Annotated in this window: 13 protein-coding genes; 7 read left to right on the top strand and 6 right to left on the bottom strand. The window is 73.2% G+C overall.

Annotated features, from left to right (window positions below; genetic code table 11):
* Positions 1 to 91 precede the first annotated feature (91 nt).
* The 6 genes from ACFVX6_RS22425 to ACFVX6_RS22400 all read right to left on the bottom strand — a co-directional run bounded on the left by ACFVX6_RS22425 (position 92) and on the right by ACFVX6_RS22400 (position 16,259).
* On the bottom strand, positions 92 to 460 hold the full coding sequence (locus ACFVX6_RS22425; RefSeq protein ID WP_389694045.1) for a PRC-barrel domain-containing protein: 369 nt from the start codon (positions 458 to 460) through the stop codon (positions 92 to 94).
* Between the two features lie 37 nt (positions 461 to 497).
* Entirely contained in the window at positions 498 to 707 is a 210-nt protein-coding gene (locus tag ACFVX6_RS22420) for a hypothetical protein (protein ID WP_389694043.1), read from the bottom strand.
* A gap of 15 nt (positions 708 to 722) precedes the next feature.
* Positions 723 to 3,800 (bottom strand): AMP-binding protein, encoded by a 3,078-nt coding sequence (locus ACFVX6_RS22415; protein ID WP_389694049.1) that lies wholly within the window; start codon positions 3,798 to 3,800, stop codon positions 723 to 725.
* Between the two features lie 61 nt (positions 3,801 to 3,861).
* Entirely contained in the window at positions 3,862 to 7,152 is a 3,291-nt protein-coding gene (locus ACFVX6_RS22410) for an amino acid adenylation domain-containing protein (RefSeq protein WP_389694041.1), read from the bottom strand.
* Positions 7,149 to 12,863: an amino acid adenylation domain-containing protein gene (locus ACFVX6_RS22405; RefSeq protein ID WP_389694039.1), complete on the bottom strand. Its 5,715-nt coding sequence runs from the start codon at positions 12,861 to 12,863 to the stop codon at positions 7,149 to 7,151. The genes ACFVX6_RS22410 and ACFVX6_RS22405 overlap by 4 nt, the downstream gene beginning before the upstream one ends.
* Before the next feature lie 243 nt (positions 12,864 to 13,106).
* Positions 13,107 to 16,259: an amino acid adenylation domain-containing protein gene (locus tag ACFVX6_RS22400; protein WP_389694037.1), complete on the bottom strand. Its 3,153-nt coding sequence runs from the start codon at positions 16,257 to 16,259 to the stop codon at positions 13,107 to 13,109.
* An 812-nt stretch (positions 16,260 to 17,071) separates the two neighbouring features.
* Here ACFVX6_RS22400 and ACFVX6_RS22395 point away from each other — a divergent pair.
* The 7 genes from ACFVX6_RS22395 to ACFVX6_RS22365 all read left to right on the top strand — a co-directional run bounded on the left by ACFVX6_RS22395 (position 17,072) and on the right by ACFVX6_RS22365 (position 25,373).
* Entirely contained in the window at positions 17,072 to 18,463 is a 1,392-nt protein-coding gene (locus tag ACFVX6_RS22395) for an ATP-grasp domain-containing protein (protein WP_389694035.1), read from the top strand.
* The gene (locus ACFVX6_RS22390; protein ID WP_389694033.1) at positions 18,456 to 19,760 is read left to right on the top strand and encodes an MFS transporter; all 1,305 of its coding nucleotides are present in this window, start codon (positions 18,456 to 18,458) and stop codon (positions 19,758 to 19,760) included. Before ACFVX6_RS22395 ends, ACFVX6_RS22390 begins: the two co-directional genes overlap by 8 nt.
* Position 19,761: 1 nt before the next feature.
* Positions 19,762 to 20,853: a DUF1611 domain-containing protein gene (locus ACFVX6_RS22385; RefSeq protein ID WP_389694031.1), complete on the top strand. Its 1,092-nt coding sequence runs from the start codon at positions 19,762 to 19,764 to the stop codon at positions 20,851 to 20,853.
* 211 nt (positions 20,854 to 21,064) lie between these two features.
* Complete coding sequence (locus ACFVX6_RS22380; RefSeq protein ID WP_389694029.1) at positions 21,065 to 22,168, top strand: fatty acid desaturase; 1,104 nt, start codon at positions 21,065 to 21,067, stop codon at positions 22,166 to 22,168.
* A gap of 31 nt (positions 22,169 to 22,199) precedes the next feature.
* Positions 22,200 to 23,336, top strand: coding sequence for an aminotransferase class V-fold PLP-dependent enzyme (locus ACFVX6_RS22375; RefSeq protein ID WP_389694027.1), 1,137 nt, complete (start codon positions 22,200 to 22,202; stop codon positions 23,334 to 23,336).
* Positions 23,337 to 23,400: 64 nt separating this feature from the next.
* On the top strand, positions 23,401 to 24,708 hold the full coding sequence (locus ACFVX6_RS22370; protein WP_389694025.1) for an amino acid deaminase: 1,308 nt from the start codon (positions 23,401 to 23,403) through the stop codon (positions 24,706 to 24,708).
* Between the two features lie 32 nt (positions 24,709 to 24,740).
* Positions 24,741 to 25,373 carry a hypothetical protein gene (locus ACFVX6_RS22365; protein WP_389694023.1) on the top strand — a complete coding sequence of 211 codons (633 nt, stop codon included), beginning with the start codon at positions 24,741 to 24,743 and terminating at the stop codon, positions 25,371 to 25,373.
* The last annotated feature ends 44 nt before the right edge of the window (positions 25,374 to 25,417 follow it).

Below are 25,417 nucleotides of genomic sequence, written 5' to 3'. Positions count from 1 at the left end.
TTTGGTGGCTCTGGGGCGGGTCTACCCGCCGTCTCCCGTGGCGCGCTCGGGGCCCCTATCGGGGGTAGTCCGCCCCCCACCCCGCGGAACATCAGGCCGGGCGACCGCCGAACGGGCCACCGGACCCGTAATACGTGCCCAGTTCCTCGTGGTAGCCGGCGTCGCCGAGGTGCTTGTCCCGGTGGAACTCGGGAGCGTTCTTGATCTGCTCCTTGGACCGGTCCACGTAGACCTTCTTGTCCTCCGGGTCGATCCGGATCACCGTGCTCGCCGGCAGGAGGACTTCCTTGCCGAAGATCCAGACTCCGGTGTCCACGACCAGATAGGCGTCACCGACCTCGTCGGAGTGCTTGTCCACCTTGCCGATACTGCCGTCGGTCGCCTCGACCTTGTAACCGGTCAGATCGGTACCGGCCAGATGGCCCGAGGTGGACTGGTAACTCCACACATGCTCAGTCACGTAGAAACAACTCCTCCGGTAAACAGAGGGCGACGTGTCATTCGCATACGCCCTCCTTTATTCGGATGTCTTGCACGGCGGACCGTTCGTGCCGCCCGAACTTCGCGTACCCCGCCTTCGGCGGCTCATTCGCGCGGCCTTCAAAAGGCAGGCCGGCCCGTTCGCCGACCTTCGCCGAAGCGGCGCCCGGCCGGTACTGCTCCTCGGCCGGGCGGAGCTGCTCGGCGACCGCCGTCTGCGCGGACACGGTGGGGGCCCTCGGTCACCCGCAGGCCGTGGTCAGTGTTGCGGTGAACTCCCTTGCCAGTTCGGTGATCACGGGGAGGTCGAAGGCTCGCGCGTTGTACTGCAGCCAGCAGCGCAGGCTGCCGTCCGGCTGTTCGAGCACGGTCAGTTCGGGCACGCCCCGGTCGCCGCCCGGCAGGGGCCAGGGCACGGTGCTCCCGCGCGGCAGTTCCCAGGGCTCGCAGGCCAGGCCGGGCAGCTGTGCGGGCGCGGCCCACGCCTCGTAGCGAAGCCAGGCCGCGAACGGCACGGACGGGCTGAACTCGGCGAACGGGTAGAGCTGGTGGTCCAGAGCCTCGCTGTAGACCGTCCGCAACCGGTCCACCAGCTCGGCGAAGCCGGGACCGCCGCTCGAGTCCACCCGCAGCAGCAGCGACTGGACGAAGCAGCCCACCGTCCGCTCGGCGTCCGGGCGCGGGCGGCCGGGTACCGGGGTCATCACCACCAGGTCGGGGCGGCCGCTGCGGCTCGCCAGCAGTCCGGTCCAGGCCGCCGTGACGGCCAGGAAGGGCGTGGCGCCCAGTTCGGCCGCCCGGGCCCGCAGTGCATCGGCCAACGGTGCCGACACCTCGAACTCATGGGCCTGGGTGAGTACTTCTTCCACCGCACGGCGGCCGGCGAACTGCTCGACGGCCTCCGGCGCCCCGGCCAGTGCGGCCTGGAAGTGGGCCCGGGAGGCCGGCCAGTGCGCGTTCGCCCAGTCCACCAACTCCTGGTAGCCCGGCCCCGATCGGGCCGGCGGGGCCGAACGGCCGCGCCGCAGCGCCGAGTAGAACACCCCGAGGTCGGCCAGCAGCACGCCGACCGACCAGCCGTCGGAGACCATGTGGTGCACCGCGACCAGCACCACGTGATCGGTCTCCGACCGGCTGACCACCAGGAGGCGCGCCATCGGGTCGCGGCCCAGGTCGGTGAGACGGTCGCGCTCGGCCAGCAGCAGGGCGTCCACCTCGGCGTCCGTGGCCTCCGGGGCGCGGGTCAGAGTGATCCGCACCCGGGGCTCCTCGTCCAGCACCGCCCGTACGACCCCCTCACCCGCCGCCTCGAACCGGGTCCGCAGCGCCGGATGGCGCCGGACCACCTCCGTGAGCGCCCGGCCCAGGGTCTCCGGCTCCAGCCGGTCGGCCACCCGGAACAGTGCCGTCACCGCTCCGGCGTCCCGCCCGGGTGCCTCGGCCATCCAGCGGAAGAAGTTCTCCTGCTGCGAGGTGAGCGCGACGGCGTGCGGCTGCGCACGGAGCGTGGCCAGGTAGGGCGTCACGGTGTCCGTCCCGGCAGACGCTGCGTCAGCGGCACACTGCCGGCGGTCGGGATGGTCCACCCAGGCGGCCTGGGACCGCAGCGAAGGCCGGTCGAAGACCACGGCGGTGCCCGCCCGGACCCCGAACTCGCTGCTGATGGCGGTGGCGAGCTGGACCGCCCGGAACGAATCGCCGCCGAGCGCGAAGAACTCGGCGGCCACGTCCGTGACCGGTCGGCCGAGCAGGCGCCGCCAGAGTCCGGCCAGCCGCAGCTCCGTCGGCGAGGCCGGAGCGACCGCGGGACCGGTGGACTCCGCAGGAGTGTCGAAAAGGGGGCGGAGCAGGTGTTTGACCACCTTGCCGCTCGGGTTCCTGGGGAGGTCGCCGGCGAGGAGGATCCGCACCGGCAGCTCGGGGCGGCTCAACCGGCTGCTCAGGAACAGCCGGAGATCGTCCAGGTCCAGGCCGCCGGGGCCGGCCACGACGACCGCCACCGGGACGGCGCCCATCACGGGGTGCGGCAGGCCGAGCGCGGCGGCGTCGGCGACCGCGGGGTGCTCGTGCAGCGCCTCCTCGATCCGCAGCGTGGAGACCTTCAGTGCACCGCTCTTGATGACATCGCTCTCCCGGTCGACCAAGTACAGGTAACCGTCCGCGTCGAGGCGTCCGACATCGCCCATCCGCACCCAGCCGTCCCGGAACACCCGCTCGCTCTCACCGGCGGCGCCCAGGTAGCCGCGGGGCGGTCCGGGCTGGCGCAGCCACACCTCGCCGACCTGCCCGGCGGGCAGCGGCAGCCCGTCCGCGTCGAGGATCCGGAGGTCACGGGGGTCCGCCGGGCGGCCCAGCGAGCCGGGGCGGCGGGCGTCGACCACGGTGGAGATCTGCGCGGGCGAGGATTCGGCGGAGGTGTAGGTGTTGACCAGCGTCGCGCCCGGCAGCGCCGCGGCCAGCGCGGCCGCCACCGGTACGGGTAGTGCGGCAGCCGAGGAGTTGACCAGGCGCAGACTGCTCAAGTCGTACCGCCCGGCGGTGCCCGCGTTGACCAGTTCGATCGCCATCGAGGGCACCAGGAAGGCGGTGCCGATCCCGAACTTCTCGACCGCGATGCCGAATTGGTCCGCGTCGAAGCGCGGCAGGCTGAGCGTGGTGGGCGCGGCGGTCAGTGCACCGAGCAGCATCACCTGGCCCGCGTTGGTCCCGATCGGGAAGGCGTGCAGGGCGTGCCGCGAGTGCGCGTAGGCGCGGCGGCGGGGGTCGGTGACCAGGCCGGCGGTCAGGTTCCCGTGCGCGGCGAGCACGCCCTTGGGCGCGCCGGTCGTGCCGGAGGTGCCGATCACCTGCGCCGGGTCTGCCGGGCCGACCCGGTACGGCGGGCCCGCCGGCGGCTCGGGGTGCGCTGCCAGCAGGGCGTCCAGACGGAGCTCCACCAGTCCCGGGAGGGCGGGCGGTCCACCCTCCCCGTCCCGGAGGACCGTGCCGGCCCCGGCCAGCGCGCCCAGGGCGGCGGCATCGGCCCCGGACAGGTCCTCGCGGACCGGGACGGGCACCCCGCCCGCGTACTGGACGGCGAGGAAGCCGACGGCGTACCGCTCCCAGCGCGCGTTGGAGAACCGCAGCAGCACCCGGTCGTGCGGTTCGACCCCGGCGGCGGCCAGCCCGGCGGCGGCGCGCAGTGCCTCCTCGCGCCAGCGGCGGTAGCTGATCTCCCCGCCGCCGACGACCTGCAGCGCGACGTGGTCCGGGTGTTCGGTGGCGCGAGCGTCGAGGAGCTCCGGGACGGTCGTGGCGGCGGGCGGCGCGGTGGTGGTGATGACGGTCTCCGGTGAGATTCGGTGGTGGGTGAGGGGTGGCGGGTGGTCGGATTGGGTGGGGTCAGTCCAGGCGGTCGGCGGCCTCCTCCTCGCTGAGGGCGTCGATCTCCGCGATGAGCAGTGCCTCGATCCGGGCTGCCAGGGCTGCCGGGGTCGAGCTCTCGAAGACGTCGCGGATCGACACGTCGAGCCCGACGCCGGCCCGGATGCGGGCGGCGACCCGGGTGACCAGGAGGGAGTCCCCACCGAGGGCGAGGAAGTCGTCCAGTACGCCGACCCTCGCTACGCCGAGCACCTCCTGCCAGAGGCCGACCACCAGGGCCTCGGCATCGGTACGGGGCGCCAGGTACCCGGCGGCGGAGCCCGCCGGGTCCGGGTCGGGCAGGGCCGCGGTATCGAGCTTGCCGTTGGCGTTGAGCGGGAACGTGTCGAGCAGCACCACGGCGTCCGGCACCATGAAGGCCGGCAGGCGCAGCGCCAGGTGTTCGCGCAGCTCGGCCGTCTGAGGGGTGGCCGAGGACCGCCGCGCGGCTGCGGACCGCCGTGCTGCCGCCGGCTGCAGGACGGCGTAGGCGATCAGCCGGCGGCCGTCGCGGACCAGTACGGCCGCCCGGGCGACAGCCGGGTGGGCGGTGAGGGCGGCCTCGATCTCGGCGGGCTCGATCCGGTATCCGCGGATCTTCACCTGCCCGTCGGCGCGGCAGAGGAACTCCAGCTGCCCGTCGGTGCGCCACCGGGCGCGGTCGCCGGTGCGGTACATCCGGCCGTCCGGGGCCTCGGCGAAGGGATCCGGGAGGAAGGCCTCCGCCGTCAGCTCGGGCCGGGCCGGGTAGCCGCGGGCGAGGCCTTTGCCGCCGATGTGGAGCTCGCCCTCGGAGCCGGCGGGCAGCAGGCCGCCGCGCTCGTCCAGGAGGTAGAGCCGAACCCCGGGCAGCGGACGGCCGAGGGGCGGGCGCTGCCCGGTGGCGGGCCCCCCACCGGGGTGGCCGACGGGGCCGCCGCCGAGGTCGCCCGCGGTGACGATGACGGTGGCCTCGGTCGGGCCGTAGGTGTTGACCAGCCGGACGGTGTCACCGTGCCGCTCCCGCCATCGGGCGAGGGTCGCGGCGCGTGCCTCGGAGCCGCCGAGGACCACCAGGCGCAGCGCGGGCGGCCACGGGGCCTGGTCTCCGAGCGAGACCAGCTCCTCCCAGTACGCGGTGGGCAGGTCGAGTACGGTGACGGACCGTCCGGCCTCGCCGCGCAGCAGGTCGGGCAGCATCCGGCCGCCGCCGGGCAGCAGGACGACACAGGCGCCCGCGGTGAGGGCCGGCCAGATCTCCTCGGCGTGGGTGTCGAAGCCGATGGAGGCGAACTGGACGATCCGGTCGTCCGGCCGGAGCCGGTAGCCCTCCGGTCCGGCCATCCACCGGACGCGCTCGGCCAGGGCGGCGTGCTCGACGGCGACGCCCTTGGGAACCCCGGTGGAGCCCGAGGTGTAGAGGACGTACGCGAGGCCGCCCGGGTCGGTGCCGGGCAGCGCGGCTCCGGTGTCCGGATCGCCGACGGGCGGCACGGGAATCCCCGGCACCGGAACCCCCGGCACCGGAACCCCCGGCACCGGGACCCCCAGCACCGGGACCCCCAGGTCCGGCCGATCACCCCCCGTGAGCAGCAGGGCGGCGTCCGTCTCGCCGAGCATCAGCCGCTGCCGCTCGGCCGGGTGTGCGGGGTCGAGCGGCAGGTAGCCGGCGCCGGCCTTCCAGATCGCCATCAGGGCGATGACCAAGGCGAAGGAGGGCTCGATCCGGACGCCCACGGCTCGACCGGCCACCGGGCCCAGACGGCCCGCCAACTCATCCGACGCGCGGTCGAGTTCGGCGTAGCTGAGGGTGCTGCCCGCGCACTCGAGAGCGGGTGCGTCGGGGCGGGTGGCGACCTGGTCGGCGAAGCCGCGCAGGATCGGGAGGGCGTCCTCGGTCACGGCAGGTCCGGCACCGAGCGCGAGGAGCGCGGCACGCTCCTCGCCGGTCAGCAGCCAGTCACCGTGCAGCGGGACCTCGACGTCCTCGACGGCGCGGGCGAGCAGATCGCGGACCCGGCGTGCCAGGGCCTCGACCGTGGTGCGCTCGAAGAGCTCCCGGTCGAAGCAGAACGAGAGCGTCATCCCACCGCCCGGGGTACGCCAACTGTCCAGCAGCAGATCGGTCTTGGCCCGGTCGAAGCCGGAGTCCATGCTCGCCGTCCGGACGCCCGCGGGCAGCGAGGTCCGCTCGTCGGAGCCGGCCAGCTCGTACTGGCTCTGGTGGACGAACACCGCCTGGTAGAGCGGGCCGCCGCCGGGCTGCACGGGCAGCCCCAGTTCGGCGGCGACCCGCTCGACGGGGATGTCCTGATGGCTCAGCGCCGCCATCGTGGCCGAGCGCACCCGGCGCAGCACGGTGCGGAAATCGGGCTCGCCGGTGAGGTCCGCGCGGATCACCCCGGTGCGGGAGAAATAGCCGAGCAGGGCCTCGTGGGCGGTCTCGTTGCGGCCGGCCAGGGGGGTGCCGACGGCGAAGTCGTAGGTGCCGCTCCAGCGGGCCAGCACGCTCTGGTAGGCGGCGAGCAGCACCATGAACGGGGTGCAGCGCTGCTCGCGGGCCAGGGCGTCGAGTCCGGCGACGAGGGCGGGGCCGAGGGCGAGTTCGGCGAAGCCGGCCCGGTGGGTGGGCTCGGCGGGCCTGGGGCGGTCCAACGGCATCCGCAGGGCGCCGACGCCGGCCAGTCGTCCGCTCCAGTGCCGGACCGCCTCCTCGGCCGCGCCGCCGTCCAGCCTGGTCCGTTCGGCGAGCGCGAAGTCGCCGTACTGGAGCTTGAGTTCGGGCAGATCGGCCGGCCCCTCGCCGATCTCCTCGCGGTACAGCGCGAGCAGTTCGCGCCACAGCACGGTGAACGACCAGCCGTCGGAGACGATGTGGTGGACCACCACGCTCAGGGCGTGCTCGTCCTCGCCGGCGCTGACCAGGACGGCCCGCAGCGGCGGCCGCTCGCCCAGGTCGAAGGGGGCATTGACGAAGGGGGCGCAGGCAGCGGTGAAGGCCTCCTCCGCTGCCTCCGGTATCGGGACCAGGGTGAGTACGACGTCCCGTACGGGTTCCACGAGCTGGACGGGCTGTTCACCGTCCAGGGCGAACCGGGTGCGCAGTACCTGGTGTCGCGCGGTGAGCCGGGTGAGTGCCGCGCCCAACGCCTGCGGGTCGAGGGGCCCGCTCCAGCGCCGGTTCAGGTACATGTTGAACCCGGCGTCCTGCGGGCTCAGTTGCTGGAGGAACCAGAGGCGGCGCTGCTCGTCGGTCAGCGGATGGCGGGAGAGGGGGGTCGGGGAGGTCATCTGTTCGTCTCGCCTTTCGCGCGGGCCTGCAGGGTCTCGAGGCCGATCAGGTCGTCGGACTCGGCATCCGGGACTTCCCGGTCGAAGCGCGCCAGGACGGGAATGCAGAGGCTGATGAGGACCAGCGCGGCCATGGCGAGCCCGAACACCAGGTAGAGCAGGCCGATGCCGCGCCCGTCGCCGGTGCCGATCAGGGCGCCGACGCTGGAGGCCAGCGCGCCGCCCTCGTCCATCAGGGGCTGGAGCAGTTCGGGGCCGGCCGGGGCGACCAGGGCGAAGCCGATCGGCAGGGTGGACCAGGCGACCAGGGTGTTCACCGCGATCACCCGGCCGTGGAAACGCATCGGCACCTTGGTCTGGATGACCGTCGCGTAGATGCCGTTGAGCAGCGCCAACCCGTAGGTCATGCCGAACGCGCCGGCGGCGACCACGGTCACCGAGGGCCGCAGGCCGGTGACTACGCAGGCGGCGGCGAGGCCGAGGGTGGCGAACAGGACTCCGCGCAGCCGCATCCGGCGCGGGCCTCCCCAGACCAGCAGGGTGAGGCCGCCGAGTACGGCGCCCAGGCCGGCCGCGGTGGAGACCCAGCCGGCCGCGGCGGTCGAGGAGAAGGAGAGCACCAGCGGGGTGATGAGTAGGAAGAGCGGGGAGAGGAAGATGTTCAGGACCGCGAACCAGAACAGCATGGCCCTGAAGTGGCGGCTTCCGAGGGCTCGTTGGAAGCCGGCCCGGATCTCGGCGCCGACGCTTTCGCGGCGGGTGGCGGCCATCACGTCGGGGAAGCGCACCGCCAGGGTGACGCCGGTGGCGATCAGGTAGCTGACGACGTCGAAGACCAGGATGCCGCCGAGGCCGATCACGTGCAGGATGCCGACCGCGATCAGCGGTACGAGGAACTGGGCGAGGCCGAGGGCCATCTGGACCACGCCGTTGGCGCGGCCGAGGAAGCGCTTGGGCACCAGCTGCGGCACCGCCGATCCCCAGGCGACGCGCTGGAAGGCGAGCGCGGTGGAGAGCAGGGAGATCATCACGTAGCAGTGCCAGATCTCCAGCGAGTCGCTGAGGTACAGCACCAGCAGGGCCGCCTGGGTCAGACCGGCCGCGATGTCACCGCCCAGCATCACCCGGCGGCGGTCGCCGCGGTCGACGATGGCGCCGGCCAGCGGGGCGACGACGATGCCGGGCACCAGTCCGAAGGCGGCGAGCAGGCCGAGTTGGAACAGCGAGCCGGTCTGCAGGTAGATCCAGATCGGCAGGGCGAACTCGGTGAGCGCCGAGCCGATCATCGAGAGCTGCTGGCCGGTGGCGATGGCCAGGAAGCGGCCCATGGTCGGGCGGACGGGGCGGCGCTCGCGGGCCTTCCGGGATTTCCCCGGCGTCCCGAAGGACCGCTCCGGCTCCCTCGGCTGCCCGGATCCCGGCTCGGGGTTCCGGTCGGGGTTCCGCTCGGGATCCCCCTCCGGGTTCCGCTCGGGTTCCCGCACGGTGTCCGGATCCGCTCCGGCGACGTCGCGGGACAGGCCGGCCAGCCACCAGGTGGCGTCGGCGGTGCGTTCGTGGCGCGACTCCTCGCCGGCGGCGATCGAGCGGTGCACGCCCGTGAGGATGCCGGCCAACTCCTCGGCGCGGTACTTGAGGTAGAAGTGCCCGGCCTCGTCCAGGACGACCACGGCGGTGGTCCCGGTGATCCGGTGCCACTCGCGGAACCGCTCCTGGTAGAACTCGGTCGCGGGATCCCGGTCTCCGCAGACGGCGATGACCGGCGCCGTGATGGTGCCGCCCTCGCTCTCGTACAGGTCGCCGAAGTAGCGCTCGGCGCCCTCGGTGCCGACCCGGCGGTTGTGCACGATCAGCCGCAGCTGGTCCTCGTCGACCTCGTCCACGTCCAGGCCCGCCGCAGCCAGGGCGTTGATCATGCCCTGGTCGCTGCGCAGCCGGGCGGCCAGCTCGGCGAAGCGCTCGGCCATCGCGGCGCCGCGGCCCTTCGGGCGGGCGAACGGGAAGATGCCTCCGAGGTGGACGGCGTCGATCTCCCGGCCGGCCGCCTCCACCCGGCGGGCGATCTCCACGGTCAACCGGACGCCGACCCCGCAGTGTCCGTAGAGCACCAGAGGTCCGGCGACGTTGGCGACGATCTCCTCGGCGCAGAGCCGGGCGACCTCGTCGACGTCCATGGCCTCCTCGCCCAGCTCGTGTCCGGGGACGGCGATGGAGTGCAGGGCCCAGTCCGCCGGCATGGCGTCGGCGAGGGGCTTGTAGATCAGTGCGCTGCCGCCGCCGTAGGGGGCGCAGACCACGCTGGCGGCCGTCTTGCGGCGCTCCGGGGTGAGCAGGTGCAGCAGCCTGCGCGGGCCGCGGTCGCCCTCGGGAGTGGCCACCAGTTCGGCGAGTCGACGGACCGTCGGGTGCTTGAAGAGGTCCATCACGCCGACCGGGGTGGCCAGGTCGGGGAAGGCCCGGCGCATCCGGGCGACCACCTGGGTGGCGAGCAGCGAGTGGCCCCCGAGTTCGAAGAAGTCGTCCAGTGCGCCGACTCGGGGGAGGTCGAGCAGGTCCGCCCACATGGCGGCTATCACCTGCTCGGTCCCGTCCTCGGGGTCGACGTGGGCGCCGGCGGGCGGGCCGTCCGCCGGCGCGGGCAGCGCCTTCCGGTCGACCTTGCCGTGGGCGAGCAGGGGCAGCCGCTCGAGCACCACGTAGCGGGCCGGGACCATGTAGTCCGGCAGTACCTCGCCCAGGGCGGCGCGCAGCTCGGCGGCGGCCGGCGGTTCGCCGCCGACGGGGCGTTCCAGGTAGGCGACGAGGTTCTGCTTGACGCCCTCGCCGCGGGCCAGGACCACTGCCTGGGTGATGCCGGGCAGGGCGGTCAGCGCGGCCTCGATCTCGCCGGGCTCGACCCGGTAGCCGCGGACCTTGATCTGGTCGTCGCTGCGGCCGAGGTAGTCCAGGGACCCGTCGGCGCGCCAGCGCGCCAGGTCGCCGGTGCGGTACATCCGCGGGCCGCCGGTCCCCTGGGCGACGTACGGGTCCGCACCGGCCTGGGAGGCGTACGGGTCCGCGCCGGACGGGGCGGCGTACGGGTCCGCGCCGGACGGGGCGGCGTACGGATCGGGCAGGAACCGCTCGGCGGTCAGGTCCGGGCGCCCGAGGTAGCCCCGGGCCAGCCGGTCCCCGCCCAGGTACAACTCGCCGGTGACGCCCGGCGGAACGGGGTTGCGGGCCTCGTCCAGCACGTAGCAGCGCCCGCCGGCCAGCGGGCTGCCGATCGGGGTGCTGCCCGGCGCGTTCAGGCCGTCGGCGGTGACCTCGTGGACGGTGATCCCCACCGTCGCCTCGGTAGGCCCGTAGTGGTTGAACACCGCGCACCGGCCCAGTGCGGCGATGCCCGCAGCCCAGGACCAGCTGCTGGCTTCGCCGCCGAGGACCAGCGCACGGCGCGGCAGCAGCCGCTCCAGCGGTGCGTCGGCGGTCAGCGCGGCCAGGTGGGACGGCGTCATCTTCAGGTGATCGATGCCGGCCCGCTCGATCTCCGCGGCCAGTTCCACGCCCGCGATCCGGCGCGGCAGCAGATGGACCCGGCCACCGGTCGTGAGCGCCAGGTAGAGCATGGTCATGCTGAAGTCGAAGGAGAGCGACTGCAGCAGCCCGAAGGAGGCCCCGGGCTCGATCCGCAGCCGTTCTCTTGCGCCCGCAAGGTAGTTGAGGATCTGGCGGTGCTGCACCGCGACGCCCTTGGGCGTGCCGGTGGAGCCCGAGGTGTAGATCACGTACGCCAGGTGGTCGGCGCCGGAGACCTCCTCCAGCGGCGACCCGTCCCACGCGGTTGCGTCGTCGTTGCCGTCGCCGGTCAGCAGGTCGATCGCCGGGTGGTCGCCGAACCGCGGTCGCAGCACGGTGTCGGTGATCAGGACCTTGGCTGCGGCGTCGGCGACCAGGTGGGCGAGCCGGGCGGGCGGCTGTTCGGGGTCGAGCGGCAGGTAGCCGCCGCCGGCCTTGAGTACGGCGACCAGGGCGACCGCGAGCTCGGGGGACTGCTCCAGGCAGACGGCCACGCGGTCGTCGGCGCCCACGCCCAGCGCCCGTAGGCGCCGGGCCATGGCGTTGGCGCGCCGGTCGAGGTCGCCGTAGGTCAGGGTGCGGTCCTCGAAGACCAGTGCCGGTGCCTCGGGCGTCCGGGCCGCGGCCTCGGCCAGCGCCCGGGTGAGCGTGGCGGGACCGCCGTCCGGCAGCGCGGGACCGGCGGCCCAGGTCCGCAGTACGGCCGTCCGCTCGGCCGCGCTCAGCAGCGGAAGCCGGGCGACCGGCAGCGCGGGGTCGGCGACGCCGGCCGCGGTCAGCAGCTCGAACCGTTCGGCGAGCCGCTCGACGGTGTCGGCGTCGAAGAGGTCGGTGCGGTAGGTGAGCAGACCGTAGAGGCCGCCGTCCGGCTCTTCGCGCATGTAGAGGGCGAGGTCGGCGTGGGTGGTGGTGGCTTCGTAGCCGAAGCCCTCGGAGTCCAGGCCCGCGGTGGGGGCGGCGGCGTGGTCGCCGTAGTTCTGGAAGGCGAAGGTGGTCTGGAAGACGGCGGCGCGGCTGACGTCGCGTTCCACCGCGAGATCGTTGACCATCTGCTCGAACGGCACCTCTTGGTGCGCGTACGCGTCGAGCGTGGTCTCGCGGACCCGGCTGATCAGCCGGCCGAAGTCGAGGTCGGCACCGAGCCGGGCGCGGATCGGCAGCATGTTGACGAACGCGCCCACCACGCCTTCGAGTTCGCTGTGGAGGCGGCCGGCGACGGCGGAGCCGACGGCGAAGTCCCGCTGGCCGGTGTGCCGGCCCAGCAGGGCCTGGAACGCGGCCATCAGCACCATGTACGTGGAGGCGCCGTAGGCCTGCGCCACCTCGCCGATCCGGCGGGAGAGTTCGGCGCTCCAGTGGAACTCGGTCGCGGCCCCTTCGAAGGTGAACAGCGGCGGGCGGGGCCGGTCGGAGGGCAGCTCCAGGGCCGGGACGCCGTCGAGTTCGGTGCGCCAGTGTTCGCGAGAGGCGGCGAGCGGCCCGTTCTCCAGACGGTCCCGCTGCCAAGCCGCGTAGTCGCCGAACTGGACGGGCAGGGCAGGCAGTTCGCCCGGAGCGCCGTGGGCGTGGTGGGCGTAGCGGAGGTCGAGCTCGCGGTTGAGGAGGTCGATCGACCAGCCGTCGCAGATGATGTGGTGCATCACGAGGGCGAGGACGTGGTCGTCCTCGGAGATCCGGACCACGAGGGCGCGCAGCAGCGGGCCGACCTGGAGGTCGAAGGGTACGGCGATCAACGCGCCGAGCTCGGCGGCGGCGCGCGCCTGCGGGTCGGGGTCCGCACTGGCGTCCAGGTGTTGGGCGGCGAACGGCGCGGGCTCGGCGACCCGGACCTCGGCGGTTCCGGCCTCGGTGGTGCGGAAGGTCATCCGCAGGCTCTCGTGCCGGGCCACGAGGTCGGTCAGCGCGGCATCGAGGGCGGTGCGGTCGAAGGGGCCCCGGATCCGGCGGGCGGGCGCCAGCGTGTAGGCCGTGGAGCCGGGAGCGAGCTGGTCCATGAACCAGAGCCGTTCCTGGCCGCTGGACAGCGGCGGTGCGGTGTCCGCCGGGCGGGGGTTCACCACCCGGGCGGGGGCCGAGGCGCCGCGCAGCCGCTGGCTGAGAAGGGCGCGCTTGGCTGCGGACCAGTCGGTGGGCAGGTCCTGGGTATCCGTCATCGAGTTCCTGTTCGGGCGTGCGGCGGGTGAATCGGAGCGTGCGGAGGTACGGACGGACGGGGGCACGGAGGTACGGGGGCACGGAGGTACGAACGGACACGGCGGGGCGCGGTGGGGCCGGGCCGGGCCCGGCCGAGCGGGGCCAAAAGCGGGGCCGGGCAGCGCCGAGCGGCCCCTGCCCGGCGTACCCGGCCTCCGGGCGTACCGGGCGGGGCGGGCCCGGCACGGTCCGAAAGGGACGGCCTACTGGCGTGCGCGGACGGCGGCGGCGATGCCGGCCGGGGTCGGGACGTCGAAGAAGACGTCGAAGTCCAGCTCCACACCGAGCGCGTCGCGGATCCGGGCGGCGATCTGGATCACCGTCAGCGAATGCCCGCCGAGGTCGAACAGGTCGTCCTCGGGGCCGACATCGGGCAGGTTCAGCACCTCGGCCCAGATCCGGCGGACCGTTCCGATCGTCGCGTCGTCTTCTTCGCCTGCCTCGGCGGTCTCGCCCGTGGCGTCGGCCCGTGGCGCCGGAGCCTCGCGGGGCGGTACCGGCAGGGCCCGCCGGTCCAGCTTGCCGTTCGGGGTGAGCGGCAGGCCCTCCATGGTGAGCCAGCGCTGCGGTGCCATCGCGGCAGGCAGCGTGCGCATCAGGTGGTCGCGCAGGTCGGCGGGGGCGGGCGCCGGGGCGCCGACGGCCGGGACCAGGTAGCCGGCCAGGAAGGGCTCCCCGTCCTCCTCGGTGTGGACGGCAACGGCGGCCTGGGCGAGGGCGGGGTGCTCCAGCAGGGCGGACTCGATCTCGCCGAGTTCGATCCGGTGGCCGCGGATCTTGACCTGGTCGTCGATCCGGCCGAGGAAATCGAGTTCGCCGTCGGACGTCCAGACGGCGCGGTCCCCGGTGCGGTAGAGCCGGGCGCCGGGCGGGCCGAACGGGCTCTGCACGAAGCGTTCGGCGGTGAGTTCGGGCCGGCCGAGGTAGCCGTGCGCGACGCCGTCCCCGCCGATCAGCAGCTCTCCGGGGATGCCGAGCGGGGTGGGGTTCAGCTGCTCGTCGACCACGTACGTCTGGGTGTTGGCGATCGGGCGGCCGATCCTGACCTGCTCCGGCTCGGCGGGGAGTTCGGCACAGGTGGACCAGATGGTGGTCTCGGTGGGCCCGTACACGTTGAACAGCCGGGCGGTGCGCGCGCGCAGTTCGCGGGCGAGCGGCAGCGGCAGTGCCTCGCCGCCGGCCAGGCCGGTGACGGCGGTGAGCGCGTCCGCGCCGCTCCCGGCCGTGAGCATCACCCGCCATCCGGAGGGGGTGGCCTGTACGTGGGTGACGCCCTCGGCGCCGATCAGTGCGAGCAGGCCGGGGCCGTCGACGGCGAGGCCGTCCGGGGCCAGGACCAGGCGGCCGCCGGTGATCAGCGGCAGGTAGAGCTCCAGCGCGGAGATGTCGAACGAGAGCGAGGTCAACCCGAGCCAGGCGTGCTGCGGGCCGGAGTCGAGCCGGTCGGCGAAGGAGGTGAGCAGGTTGACCAGCGCCCGGTGGCCGACCGAGACGCCCTTGGGGCGGCCCGTGGAGCCGGAGGTGTAGAGGACGTACGCCACGTCGTCCGGACCGGGGCCGGCGTCGGCGTCTGCGTCCGTGGCGGAGGCGGTGGCGGAGGCGGTGGCGGGCTCCGCCGGGTCCTGCGCCGACGGCGCGGGGATCCGTAGGACGGCGGGGGCGGCTGCGGCGACCTCGGGCGAAGGCTCGCGGTCGGCGAGCACCAGAACGGCTCCGGAGTCGCGCAGCACGAGGGCGAGGCGCTCGGACGGATAGCCGGGGTCGAGCGGCAGGTACGCCGCACCGGTGGCGAGGACGGCGAGCATCGCGGCGGGCAGGTCCGCGGTGCGGTCCAGGTGGAGGGCGACCAGGTCGCCCGGCCGGACGCCGGCAGCGCGCAGTGCTGCGGCCAACTGGTCGGCGCGGCAGATCAGTTCGCGATAGCCGAGATGACGGCCGGCCGTGCTGACCGCGATCGCCTCCGGAGTGGCGGCGGCCTGGGCGCGGACCAGGTCGAGCACGGTCCGGTCGGTCGGATAGGGCCGGTCGGTGGCGTTCGGCGCGGTGGTGACGGCCCGGAGCTCGGCGGCGTCCAGTAGCGGCAGGTCGAGCAGTCGGGCCTCGGGCGCGGCGACCGCGCCGGCGAGCAGGGTGCCGTAGTGGCCGGCGATCCGGCGGGCGGCGTCCGGGGCGAGCACGGCCGGGTCGTACTGGAGGCTGAAGTCGATGCCGCCGCCCAGGGGGCCGTGGCCGCCGGGGGCCTCGACGACCTGGAGGTGGAGGGTGTTGCGGGCGGTGCGGTTGTGCACCGCCCAGGCGATCAGGGCACCCGTGCCGGCGAAGTCCAGGTCCGGGCCGCGCCGACGGTAGCCGAGCGAGACCGCGGTCAGGCCGACGCGGGGGCCGAGTCCGGCGACGGCACTGCCGAAGGGGACGCCGCGGTACGGGTAGCCGGCCCGCAGCTCGGCCCGGACGGCGGCGGCGAAGGCGGCGAAGGTCTCCGACGCATCGGCCGCGGGCGCGTGTACGGGCAGCTCATTGACGAACAACCCTATTTCATCGGCGAGTTCGGGTGTCCGGGTGGAGAGCGGCACGGAGACAGGCACCGCATCGCCGCCGTAGCGGCGCAGCAGCCCGTGCAGGGCCGCGAGCAGGAACTCGAAGACGGTGGTGCCGGCGAGGGCGGCCGCAGCGGCCAACTCCCCGGCCTCGGCGCCGTCGAGGCGCCACTCGACCGCCTCGCCGGCCCCGGCAACGGTCGGCGTGCGCGGCGCGCCGGGCAGCACCGGGTCGGTGGCGGCGGCCCAACGCGGCCCGTACCACTCGGCAGCCCTCCGTACGGTGCCCGGATCCGCTGTCGAGGCACCCGGTGTGGCTGGTGCAGTCGTCACGGGTAGGGGTGCCGCGCCGTACGCCGCTGCGAGGTCCCGGGTCAGGACGTCCTTGGAGTTGCCGTCGAACACAGCGTGGTGGGCGGTGACCAGCAGCTCGGCGCTGCCGTCGGCGCGCCGGTGCAGGGTGAAGCGGCTGAGCGGGCCGGTCTCCAGGGAGAACGGGCGAGCGGCCTCCTCCTCCAGCAGCTTCTCCAAGTCGGCCTCGTCAGCGGGTGCTTCGAGCTGCACCAGTTCGGGACGCTGCGCCGCGGGTTCCTGCCAGACCCGGCCGTCACGCTCCACCAGCCGGGCGGAGAGGGCCGGGTGGCGCTCGGTCACGGCGGTCACCGCGCGGGCCAGCGCCGCCATGTCGATCCGGTCGAAGGAGATCCGCACCGGCATGTGGAACGCCTCGCGGGCAAGCCCCAGTCGATCGGTCAGCCAGACGCCCTGCTGGGCCGGCGAGGCCGGTCTGCAGTCGGGCAGGGGGAGTACTTCGGACATCGGCGGCTCACTTAGGACGTCGGAGCAGGGTGGAAGAGCAGCGCACATCAACGTGCGGACGCGGCATGGAGCGCGGAGTAGCGCACGTCAGGACTTCAGAGGTCAACGGCAGGCTGCGGCGAACGGGTTCGGTGACGGCACCGGCCACCGTGTGGACGTCCGACCCTCCCCCGGGGGCCGGCTGATGGCCGTGAGTGGTCAGGACCGCCGGAAATCCGAGGATCGCCGGAGGTGTCCGGTAGCTCGGGCCCCCACCCGATGAAGACAATTGGTCCAGACCTGTCGAGAGATTCGCACAACGCCCATGTACCGTCAAGAGCCGTCCACGGCCCGGAATCAACCACCATGTACGGGCCGAGCTCTACCGACGTCCACCCAAACGTCCGCAGGTGCGCCCATCCCTGACAGTTCGTCAATGCCCAAGCGCCTGACGGTAGATCGCCCGCTGAGCGGTGGGCGGTCGTTGCGACTGCCACGGAAACCGTGTCACGGGCGAGGGGTGGACGCCCTCGGCCTGTCGGCCGGGCGGTAAGGACGGCGACTCGGCGGTTCCGGGTGCCTCGCAGTCGGCTGCCGGCGACAAGAAGAGCGCGCTCGCGTATGCGAAGTGCGTGGAGTTCCGGTCCGGAGGGACGGGGACCCGCGCCGCGGCAACCGGCCCCGCCGGCCGGTGGAAACCCCCAGCGCTTCCCGGGTGAGTGGCCAGACGTGTTCCGCCACGTTTCACAACGTTTTCGGCGCGTGTTCACGCTGCGAGCAGCATCTCGGCAAGGGGTTGCCAAATTAGGCAAATGACTGTCACCATTCTTGCCATGAAGCCTCGTGTACTTGTCCTCGGCGATCAGCAGACCATGGTCGACGCGGCGGTCAAGCTGGGAGCCGAGGTGTGGTGGGCGCAGCGCCCCGAGCGGGTCCGGGCCGAGGAGGCCGTCGCTCCGGTCGTGACACTGCTGACCGACTACACCGATCCGGCCTTCGTCGACCTCGTCGCGCATCTGCACGCACTCCGGCCCTTCGACGCGGTGGTGAGCATCCAGGAGCACGCGCTGCTGTCCCTCGCAGCGCTCAACGAGCGGCTGGGGCTGCGCGGGCCGCGCAGCGAGACTGCGCGGCTGGTCACCGACAAATGGGCCATGCGCGCCAGGCTCGCCGAACGCGGGGTGAGTCCGGTGGCGGCCGCCCTGGGGCGGACCGCGGACGACCTGCGCGCGTTCGGCGCCGAGCACGGTTACCCGTTCATCGCCAAGCCGGTGGCGGCGACCGGCAGCTTCGGCGTGGTCCTGGTGGACCCGCCCGGGGTGGACGCGGTCGCCGCGGGATTCTCGGGCACCGGGGTGAGCGCGTTCCTGATGGAGGAGCACCTCGACGGCCCCGAGATCAGCGTCGAGACCTTCAGCTTCGCCGGCCGCCACGTCGTCCTCGCCCTCACCGACAAGTCGACCGGCCACGGCTTCGTGGAGAGCGGGCACACCATACCCGCCACCCTGGACGAGACCGTCCGCGCGAAGGCGGTCGAGGTGGTCGGGGCGTTCCTGGACGCCGTCGGCCTGACCGACGGGCCGTCCCACGTGGAGGTGAAGCTGACCTCCGCCGGACCACGCATCGTCGAGGGCCACTGCCGCCGCGGCGGCGACCGGATCAACGAACTGGTACGCCTCGCCCACGGCGTGGACATGGAAGAGCTGACCGTGGCATGGGCGCTGGGCCGGACCGAACCCCTGGCCGGACCGCCGCAGGCCCTGCGCGCCTCGGCGATCGCGTTCGCCGAGGCCCCTTGCGGCGAACTGACCGCGGTGACCGGGGAGTCCGAGGTCCTCGCCGACCCGGACGTGGCGGAGGTCCGCGTCCTGCACGAGGTCGGCCGACGGATCGGCCCGGTCCGCTGGTCGGGCGATCGCGCCGGATACGTCATCGCCACCGGGAGCACCCCCGCCCGGGCGGCGGCCAAGGCCGAGGCGAGCGCGGCACGCCTGGTCTTCACTGTGACCCCGCCGTCGGACACTCCGCCGTCGGACACTCCGCCGTCGGACACCCGGCCGTCGGGCACCCGCCCCCAGGAGTCCGCGGCGCCCCCGGCGTCCCCGCCGGCCACGACCGGACCCTCCCCAGCCCCAGCCCCGGCCGCGGACCGCGACCTCAGCCGCGAGAACGACCTCTCCCGGCACGTCGGCTACGAGCGGACGGACGGCGTCTGCGATGACTGAGGTGATCGAACGCAAGGGCGCCGGGCCCACGATGGGCGAGTCGGCCCTGCGGCGCGTCGTCGCCGCCAACTACCTGTTCTGCCAGTTCGGCAAGTTCTCCCTGATGCCGGTCCTCGCGGTCATGCTGACCCAAGGGGGCAAGGGGAACGCGTCGCTCGCCGGGCTCGGCATGTTCGCCTTCCTCCTGTGCATCGGCCTGTCCTCGCTGCCCGTCAGCCGCTGGCTGCCGAGACTGCCGTACTCCGTGACGATGGCGGCCGGCATGGTCTGCTCGGCCGCCGGCTTCGGCGCCCTGGCCTTCACCACCCGCCCCGTGCCGGTCGTGCTCGCGCTCTGCCTCGCAGGATTCGGCAACAGCGTCCACGGTGTCCTCGTACGCGTGCTGGTCGCGGAGAACCTTTCCGCCGAGCCGGCCCGCAACATCGTCTACGCGATCATGCAGATGGCGACCAACGCGGCAGCCGCGCTGGGCCCGTTCATCGCCGGCGCGCTCTACGTCTCCGGTGACAACCGGCCGTTGATCGCCCTGGTCTCCGTCGCCTACCTGGCCGCCGCGGTGACGCTCCTCGTCGGCGTGCCGCGCGGACTGCGCCCGCCGAGCACGGTCCGGCCCGCCGAGGGGTCCCCGGCGAGGCTCCGTGCACTGCGCGACCCGGAGTGTGCGCGCGCCATCGCGCTCACCGTGGCCGGAGCCTTCGTCTACGGGCAGTTCTACTCCGCGTTCGCGCTGTACGTCAGCCTCGCGATCGACTCCCCGATGCTCCGCGCGGTGCTGCTCGGCGGCCCCCCGGTCGTCATCGTGCTGCTCCAGTCCGGGGTGACCGTGCTGGCCAATCGCAGACTGCGGGCCGGCGTGGCGCCGAACACCCTCCTCGCCTTCGGGGTGATCGCCTTCGGGAGCGGGATCGTCCTCCTGGGCGTCGGCCTGCCGGCCGTTGCCGGTGCGGCCGTGGCCATGGCGGTGTTCGCCTTCGCCGAGATGCTCTACGCGCCGATGGTCAGCATCGCGTTCAACCGGCTCACCAAGGTGTCCCCCATCGCCTCCTCCAACCTCCAGGGCGTCTCGCTGACTTCGGGCGAAGCACTCGGCTCGCTGTTCGGCGGCGCCGTCTTCCTGACCAGCTACCACCACGGCGCCGGCAACTGGTACTGGCTGGGCCTCGGCACGGCCGCGATCGTCGGCGTCTGCATCCACCTGGCCAAAGCCCACAGCCCGGCGAAGGCCCGCGGCCAGACGCACATCCACACCGGGGCTGAAGCCCACACCACCACCGCACCTCGGAACGAAGGGCATTGACATGGACCATCTGAAGCGCATCGCGATCCTCGCCGACGGCGAGATCACCCCGAGCACGGCCAAGACCGTGACCGGCATCCTGCGCTACCGCTCCGACCGCGTGGTCACGGTGGTCGACCGCGACAACGCCGGCCGCGACGCCGGCGAGGTGGTCACCGGCGGACTCGGCGCCGGCATCCCGATCGTGGCGGACATCGCCGCCGCGCTGGCCTTCCAGCCGGACGCGGTCCTGCTGGGGACCGAGCCCACCGGCGGCATCCTGCCGCCGCACTGGCGGCCGATGGTCCTGGAAGCGATCGGCCACGGCCTCGACGTGATCAACGGCCTGCACACCATGCTGGCCGAGGACGAGGAGATCAGTGCCGCCGCCGAGCGCAGCGGGGCCCGGCTCTGGGACGTCCGCCGGGAGCCGAAGGAGCGCTACGTCGTCGAGTTCCACGACGACGGCAAGCCCGTCTTCGAGATACAGACGCACCGGCCCGGCTCGCGGACCGTGCTCACGGTCGGCACCGACTGCGGCATCGGCAAGATGACCACGATGCTGGAGATCGAGAAGGAGGCGCTGCGCCGCGGACTGGCGCCCGCCTTCGTGGCGACCGGGCAGATCGGCACCATGATCACCGGCCGGGGCGTGTCGATCGACGCGATCATGGTCGACTACGTGGCCAAGATCATCGAGGAGGAGGTCTGCGCCGCCGTCGAGAACAGCGACCTCGTACTGGTCGAGGGACAGGGCGCGCTCAACCACCCCCGGGGCTCCGGCGGTCCGCTGTTCCTGATGCACGGCAGCCGCGCCGACTCCCTGATCATGTGCCACGACCTGAGCCGGCCGGCCATCAAGTACCTGCCGGACCACCCGCTGCCCTCGCTGGAGCGGGCGATCGAGATGCACGCCGAGGGCGCGAGCTGGGTGTGGCCGGAGGGCCGCTGCCCGATCGTGGGCCTCTCCCTCATCACCGCGGGGCTCTCGGACGAGCGGGCGCGCGAGGAGATCGCCGCCATCGAGGCGGCCACCGGCCTGCCGGCGACCGACGTGGTCCGCTACGGCGCCGAGAAGCTGCTGGACGCGATCCTCGCCGGCCCCACCGCCTGACGCCACCCGGCGCAGTCGCTTTCCCCGGCGGCCGGGGCGGCCCGCAGCGTGATCCGCCGCCGCCCGCCGGGGTTCGCGAGGCGCCACCGAGCTCCCGGAACCGACCGCGCGACGGCGCCCTTCCCCGGCGGTTCCGGTCCGCACCGTGCTGCCTCTTTCGGCCGTGCTGCTCTTTTTGGCCGTGCTGCTTTTTTGTACCTGGAGAGGAAACGTGACGACCACCGTACAGAACGACCTCCGCAGCCTGGACTTCAGCAGGCTCGACCGCACCGTGCGCAAGGAGCTCCGAGAGCTGTGCACGCTGGACAATCACCACGCCCCGTTGGCGCTGCTCTCCGACTACCTGATCCTGGCCGCATCGGTCTGGCTGAGCGTGGGCGTCTCCTACTGGTTCTACCCCGTCGCGCTCGTCCTCATCGGGTCCACGCAGCGGGCCTTCGTGAACCTGCTGCACGAGTCCTCGCACAAGGTGCTCGCACGCAACGGCCGGCTCAACCTCGCCCTGGGCACGGTGTTCTCCGGCTATCTCGTCCTGCACATGTACAACCCGTACCGGCACTCCCACATCGGCTTCCACCACCGGTTCCTCGGCGACCCGGAGAAGGACCCCGACTACAACTTCCACGTCGGCGTCGGCCTCTACGACCACACGCAGTCCGACCGGACGTTCTTCCTCCGCAACATCGCCCAGGCGATCCTCGGCCTGCGGGCCGCGGAGTACGTGACGTACGTCGTCCGCGACCGCATCCTCTTCAAGGCGGACGCGGCCACGGTGTCCATGCCGATCCGCCAGCGCACCGAGCTCGTGCTGATGCTCCTGCAGTGGGCCGCCATCGCCACCGTGTGCACCTGGCAGGGATGGCTGCTCGAACTGCTGCTCTTCTGGTTCGTGCCGCTGTTCACCACGGCCATCGCCATCGGCTGGCTGTCGGAGCTGGCCGAGCACTACCCGCTGCCGGAGAGCGAGTCGCGGCAGATCCTGATGACGCGCAACCGGCACGGCTGGGCGATCGAGCGGTTCCTGCTCGGCCGGCACCACGACAACTACCACCTGGTGCACCACCTCAACACGGGCGTGCCGTTCTGGAACATGAAGCGCGCCCACCGCGTCCTGCTGCGGGACCCCGCATACGCCCGCTGGGACGGACTGTGGGCGGGCATCCTGACCCGGTCCCGCGGCCGGCGAAACCAGGAGACCCTGCTCAGCTACGCCTCGAAGTACCGCAAGTGGCAGCGCGCCGGAGGCGACCCCGAGCAGCTCGGCGTCGCCGACGGATCCTTCGCCGAGGCCGCCGCTCTCGCGCGGGCTTCCTGACCCCGTACGCACAGGACCCACGAGGAGAGCCATGCCCGTACACCTCAATACCGCGGGCGCCGGGCTCATGCCCACCGCCGTCGTGGACGCCATGACCGGCTGCCTGAGCAGGGAGGCGCAGGGCGGCGCGTACGAGACGGAACTGTGGCACGCGGACACGCTCGACAAGGGCGTGTACGAGAACCTGGCCCGCGTGCTCGACGCACCGGCCGAGGACCTCGCCCTGTTCGACAGCGCCACGCGCGCATGGACCGCGGCCGTCACGGCCCTGACCCTGTCGGCGCGGGATCGGATCTGGATCACCCCGTACGAGTACGCGGGCAACCTCATCCTGTGGACCGAGCTGCGGCGGCGCACCGGCGTACGGATCGAGGTCGTGCCCCTGCTGCCCGGCGGCGACCTCGACCTGGACTGGATGCGGAGTTCCATCCGGGAGGACGTGGCCGTGGTCTCGGTCCCGCACGTGCCTTCGGGATGCGGCATCGTCAACCCCGTCGAGGAGATCGGACGGTTCCTGGCCTCCTGGCCGTGCCTGTATCTCGTCGACGCCTGCCAGTCGGTGGGGCAACTGCCCCTCTCCGTAAGGGACATCGGCTGCGATCTACTCACCGGCGCGGGCCGCAAGTTCCTCCGCGGGCCGCGCGGCACCGGCTTCGCGTACATCGGACCGCGCCTGCGCGCCCGGGCGCGACCCCCGTTCCACGATCTGCACGTCGCCGACATGACCTCCGACACGACCTACGAGGTGCACACCGACGGCGCACGAGGGTTCGAGTACGCCGAGCGCTCGGCGGCCGCCGTCCTGGGGCTCGACGCGGCCCTGCAACACCACCTCCGCCGCACGGAGAGCAACGTCGCGCCGTCGGGAGGCACGCTGCGCGACCTGGTGCGCGCGGCGGTCGAGGAACTGCCCGGAACCCGGCTCGTCGACCCCGGAACACACCACGCGTCCATCGTCACGTTCGTGTGCGACCGTGCGCCGGCGCCGCGCCTACGGGACGAACTCGCCGCTCGCGGCGTCAACGTCTGGGTGGCCCAGGGCAGTCACACACCCCTCTTCATGCGCCGCGAGGGAATCGACCACGCCGTGCGCGTGGCGCCCCACTACTACAACACCCCCGAGGACGTCGCCGTGTTCACCCGGGAACTACGGGCGATCGTCGACTGACCGAAGGACCGAACGCAGAGCGCACAGCACAGAGAGCCGAACACAGAACACGGAAGGAATCACGGTGACCACACCGCACGAGGCGATCGACCGGGAGGCGCTCCGGGCCCTCGGCGACGAGCTGATCGACTGGCGTTTCAAGGGACTGCCGGTCTCCGCGGAAGGCGGCACGGTGGCCGAGCTGGCCGCCCGGGGCCTGAACCTCTTCGACGACGGGTTCGTCGGGCCCGTGCTCACGCTCGACGCCGACGCCCTGGAACACAACGTCACCACCATGGCCAAATGGTGCGCGGAGCGCGGCGTCGAGCTCGCCCCGCACGGCAAGACCACGATGGCGCCCCAGCTCTGGGCCCGCCAACTCGACGCCGGAGCCTGGGGGATCACCGCCGCCAACACGGCGCAGCTGCGCGTCTACCGCCACTTCGGCGTCGCGAACGTCCTCTTCGCCAACGAACTCGTCGACGCCCCGTCCCTGCACTGGGTCAGCGCCGACCTGGACCGCGACCCCGGCTACCGCTTCAGCTGCTTCGCCGACTCGCCCGAGGTCGTCCAGCGCATGCACGACGCCCTCACCGCGCTGCGGCCCGCGCCGTCACGGCCGATCGACGTCATCGTCGAGATCGGCCGTACGGGCGGCCGAGCAGGCGCCCGCACCGTGGCCGACGCCCTCGCCACGGCACGCGCGGTCGCCGACAGCCCGGCGCTGCGGCTGGCCGGCGTCGGGGGATACGAAGGCGTCCTCGTCAACGACCCCTCGCCCAGCAGCCTCGGCGTGATCGACGGCTTCCTGCGCCGCATGCGCGAGGTGACGGAACTGCTCCACCGGGAGCGGCTGTTCGAGACGGACACCGTCGTGGTGACAGCCGGCGGCAGCTGCTTCTTCGACCAGGTGGCCAAGGCCCTCACCGAGCCCTGGCCGGACGGGCTGAACGTGCTGCCGGTCCTGCGCAGCGGCTGCTACATCGCCCACGACGACGGCTTCTACCGCTGGATGTCGCCGTTCTCCCGGGAGGCGGCGGGGGAGGGACGGCTGCGACCCGCACTGCGGGCCTGGGGCCGGGTCACCTCGCAACCCGAGCCGGGCCTCGCCCTGGTCACGGCCGGCAAGCGCGACCTGTCCTTCGACGCCTGGCAGCCCGAGCCGCAACTGGTCCGCCGGGACGACGGATCCACGCAGCCGCTGCACGACTGCGTGATCAAGGAGGTGAACGACCAGCACGCCTTCATCCGGCTGGCACCCGGCAACGACATCCGCGTGGGCGACTGGGCGGGCATCGGCCTCGCCTACCCGTGCACCGCCTTCGACAAGTGGCAGCTGATACCGGTGACCCGCGGCGAGACCGTGATCGATCTCGTGCGGACGTTCTTCTGACCCGGTACCGGCGGAGAGAGGCGGGTGGCGGGGTGACCGTGACCGGACGGCACGCAGGCAGCGCGACACGGCTGCTGTGCACGCTGCAGACGGCCCTCGCCGTCCCGGCGGGCGTCCTCCTGGCGGGACGGATGCCCGCCGGCCACGCCGTCGGGGCGGCGCTCGCCGCGATGGCGACGGGCGCGGCCCTGCTCGGCCCGCGCCTGTACTCCCACACCCGGAGAGCCGCCCGCGGCCACCGCCCGCCCGCGCCCGGCCCCTGGACGCGGGCGGTGCTGTCCCTCGGACTCGGCGCGGTCGCGGGAGCGGGCCTGGCCGCGGGGCCGGCCCTGACGGCTCCCGCCGTGGCAGGACTCGTGCTCCTGCTTGCCTGCGCAGCGGCGTTCGCTCCGCCCCCGGCGCCGGCGGGCACCGTTCTCGTGTGGAGCGCCGGGCCGCCGCTCGGCGTGTTCGTCGCCCTCCTCGCCGGTACGGGCGCGGTCTTCGGGGCGCTCGCCGCCCTGAACACGGTGGCGCTCGCGCTGCTCGTGGCGGGGCCGTCCGCGCCCCTCACGGCGTGCGCGGCGCGCCTGGCCCGGCTCCGGCGGCTGCTGCTCACCACCCCCGCGACCCGGGAGCCCTGGCCCGCGGGACAGCGCCGCTGGGTCAACCAGCGGACCCCGTGACAGGGCCCTGGCACGCCGAAGCCCCGCGGGTCTCGCTCCGCGGG

The sequence above is a fragment of the Streptomyces sp. NPDC058289 genome (genome assembly GCF_042880975.1).
GTDB classification, from domain to species: domain Bacteria; phylum Actinomycetota; class Actinomycetes; order Streptomycetales; family Streptomycetaceae; genus Streptomyces; species Streptomyces stoeckheimensis.
Note: the sequence above shows the minus strand (reverse complement) of the source record. Positions and strands in the feature narration are given on the sequence as shown.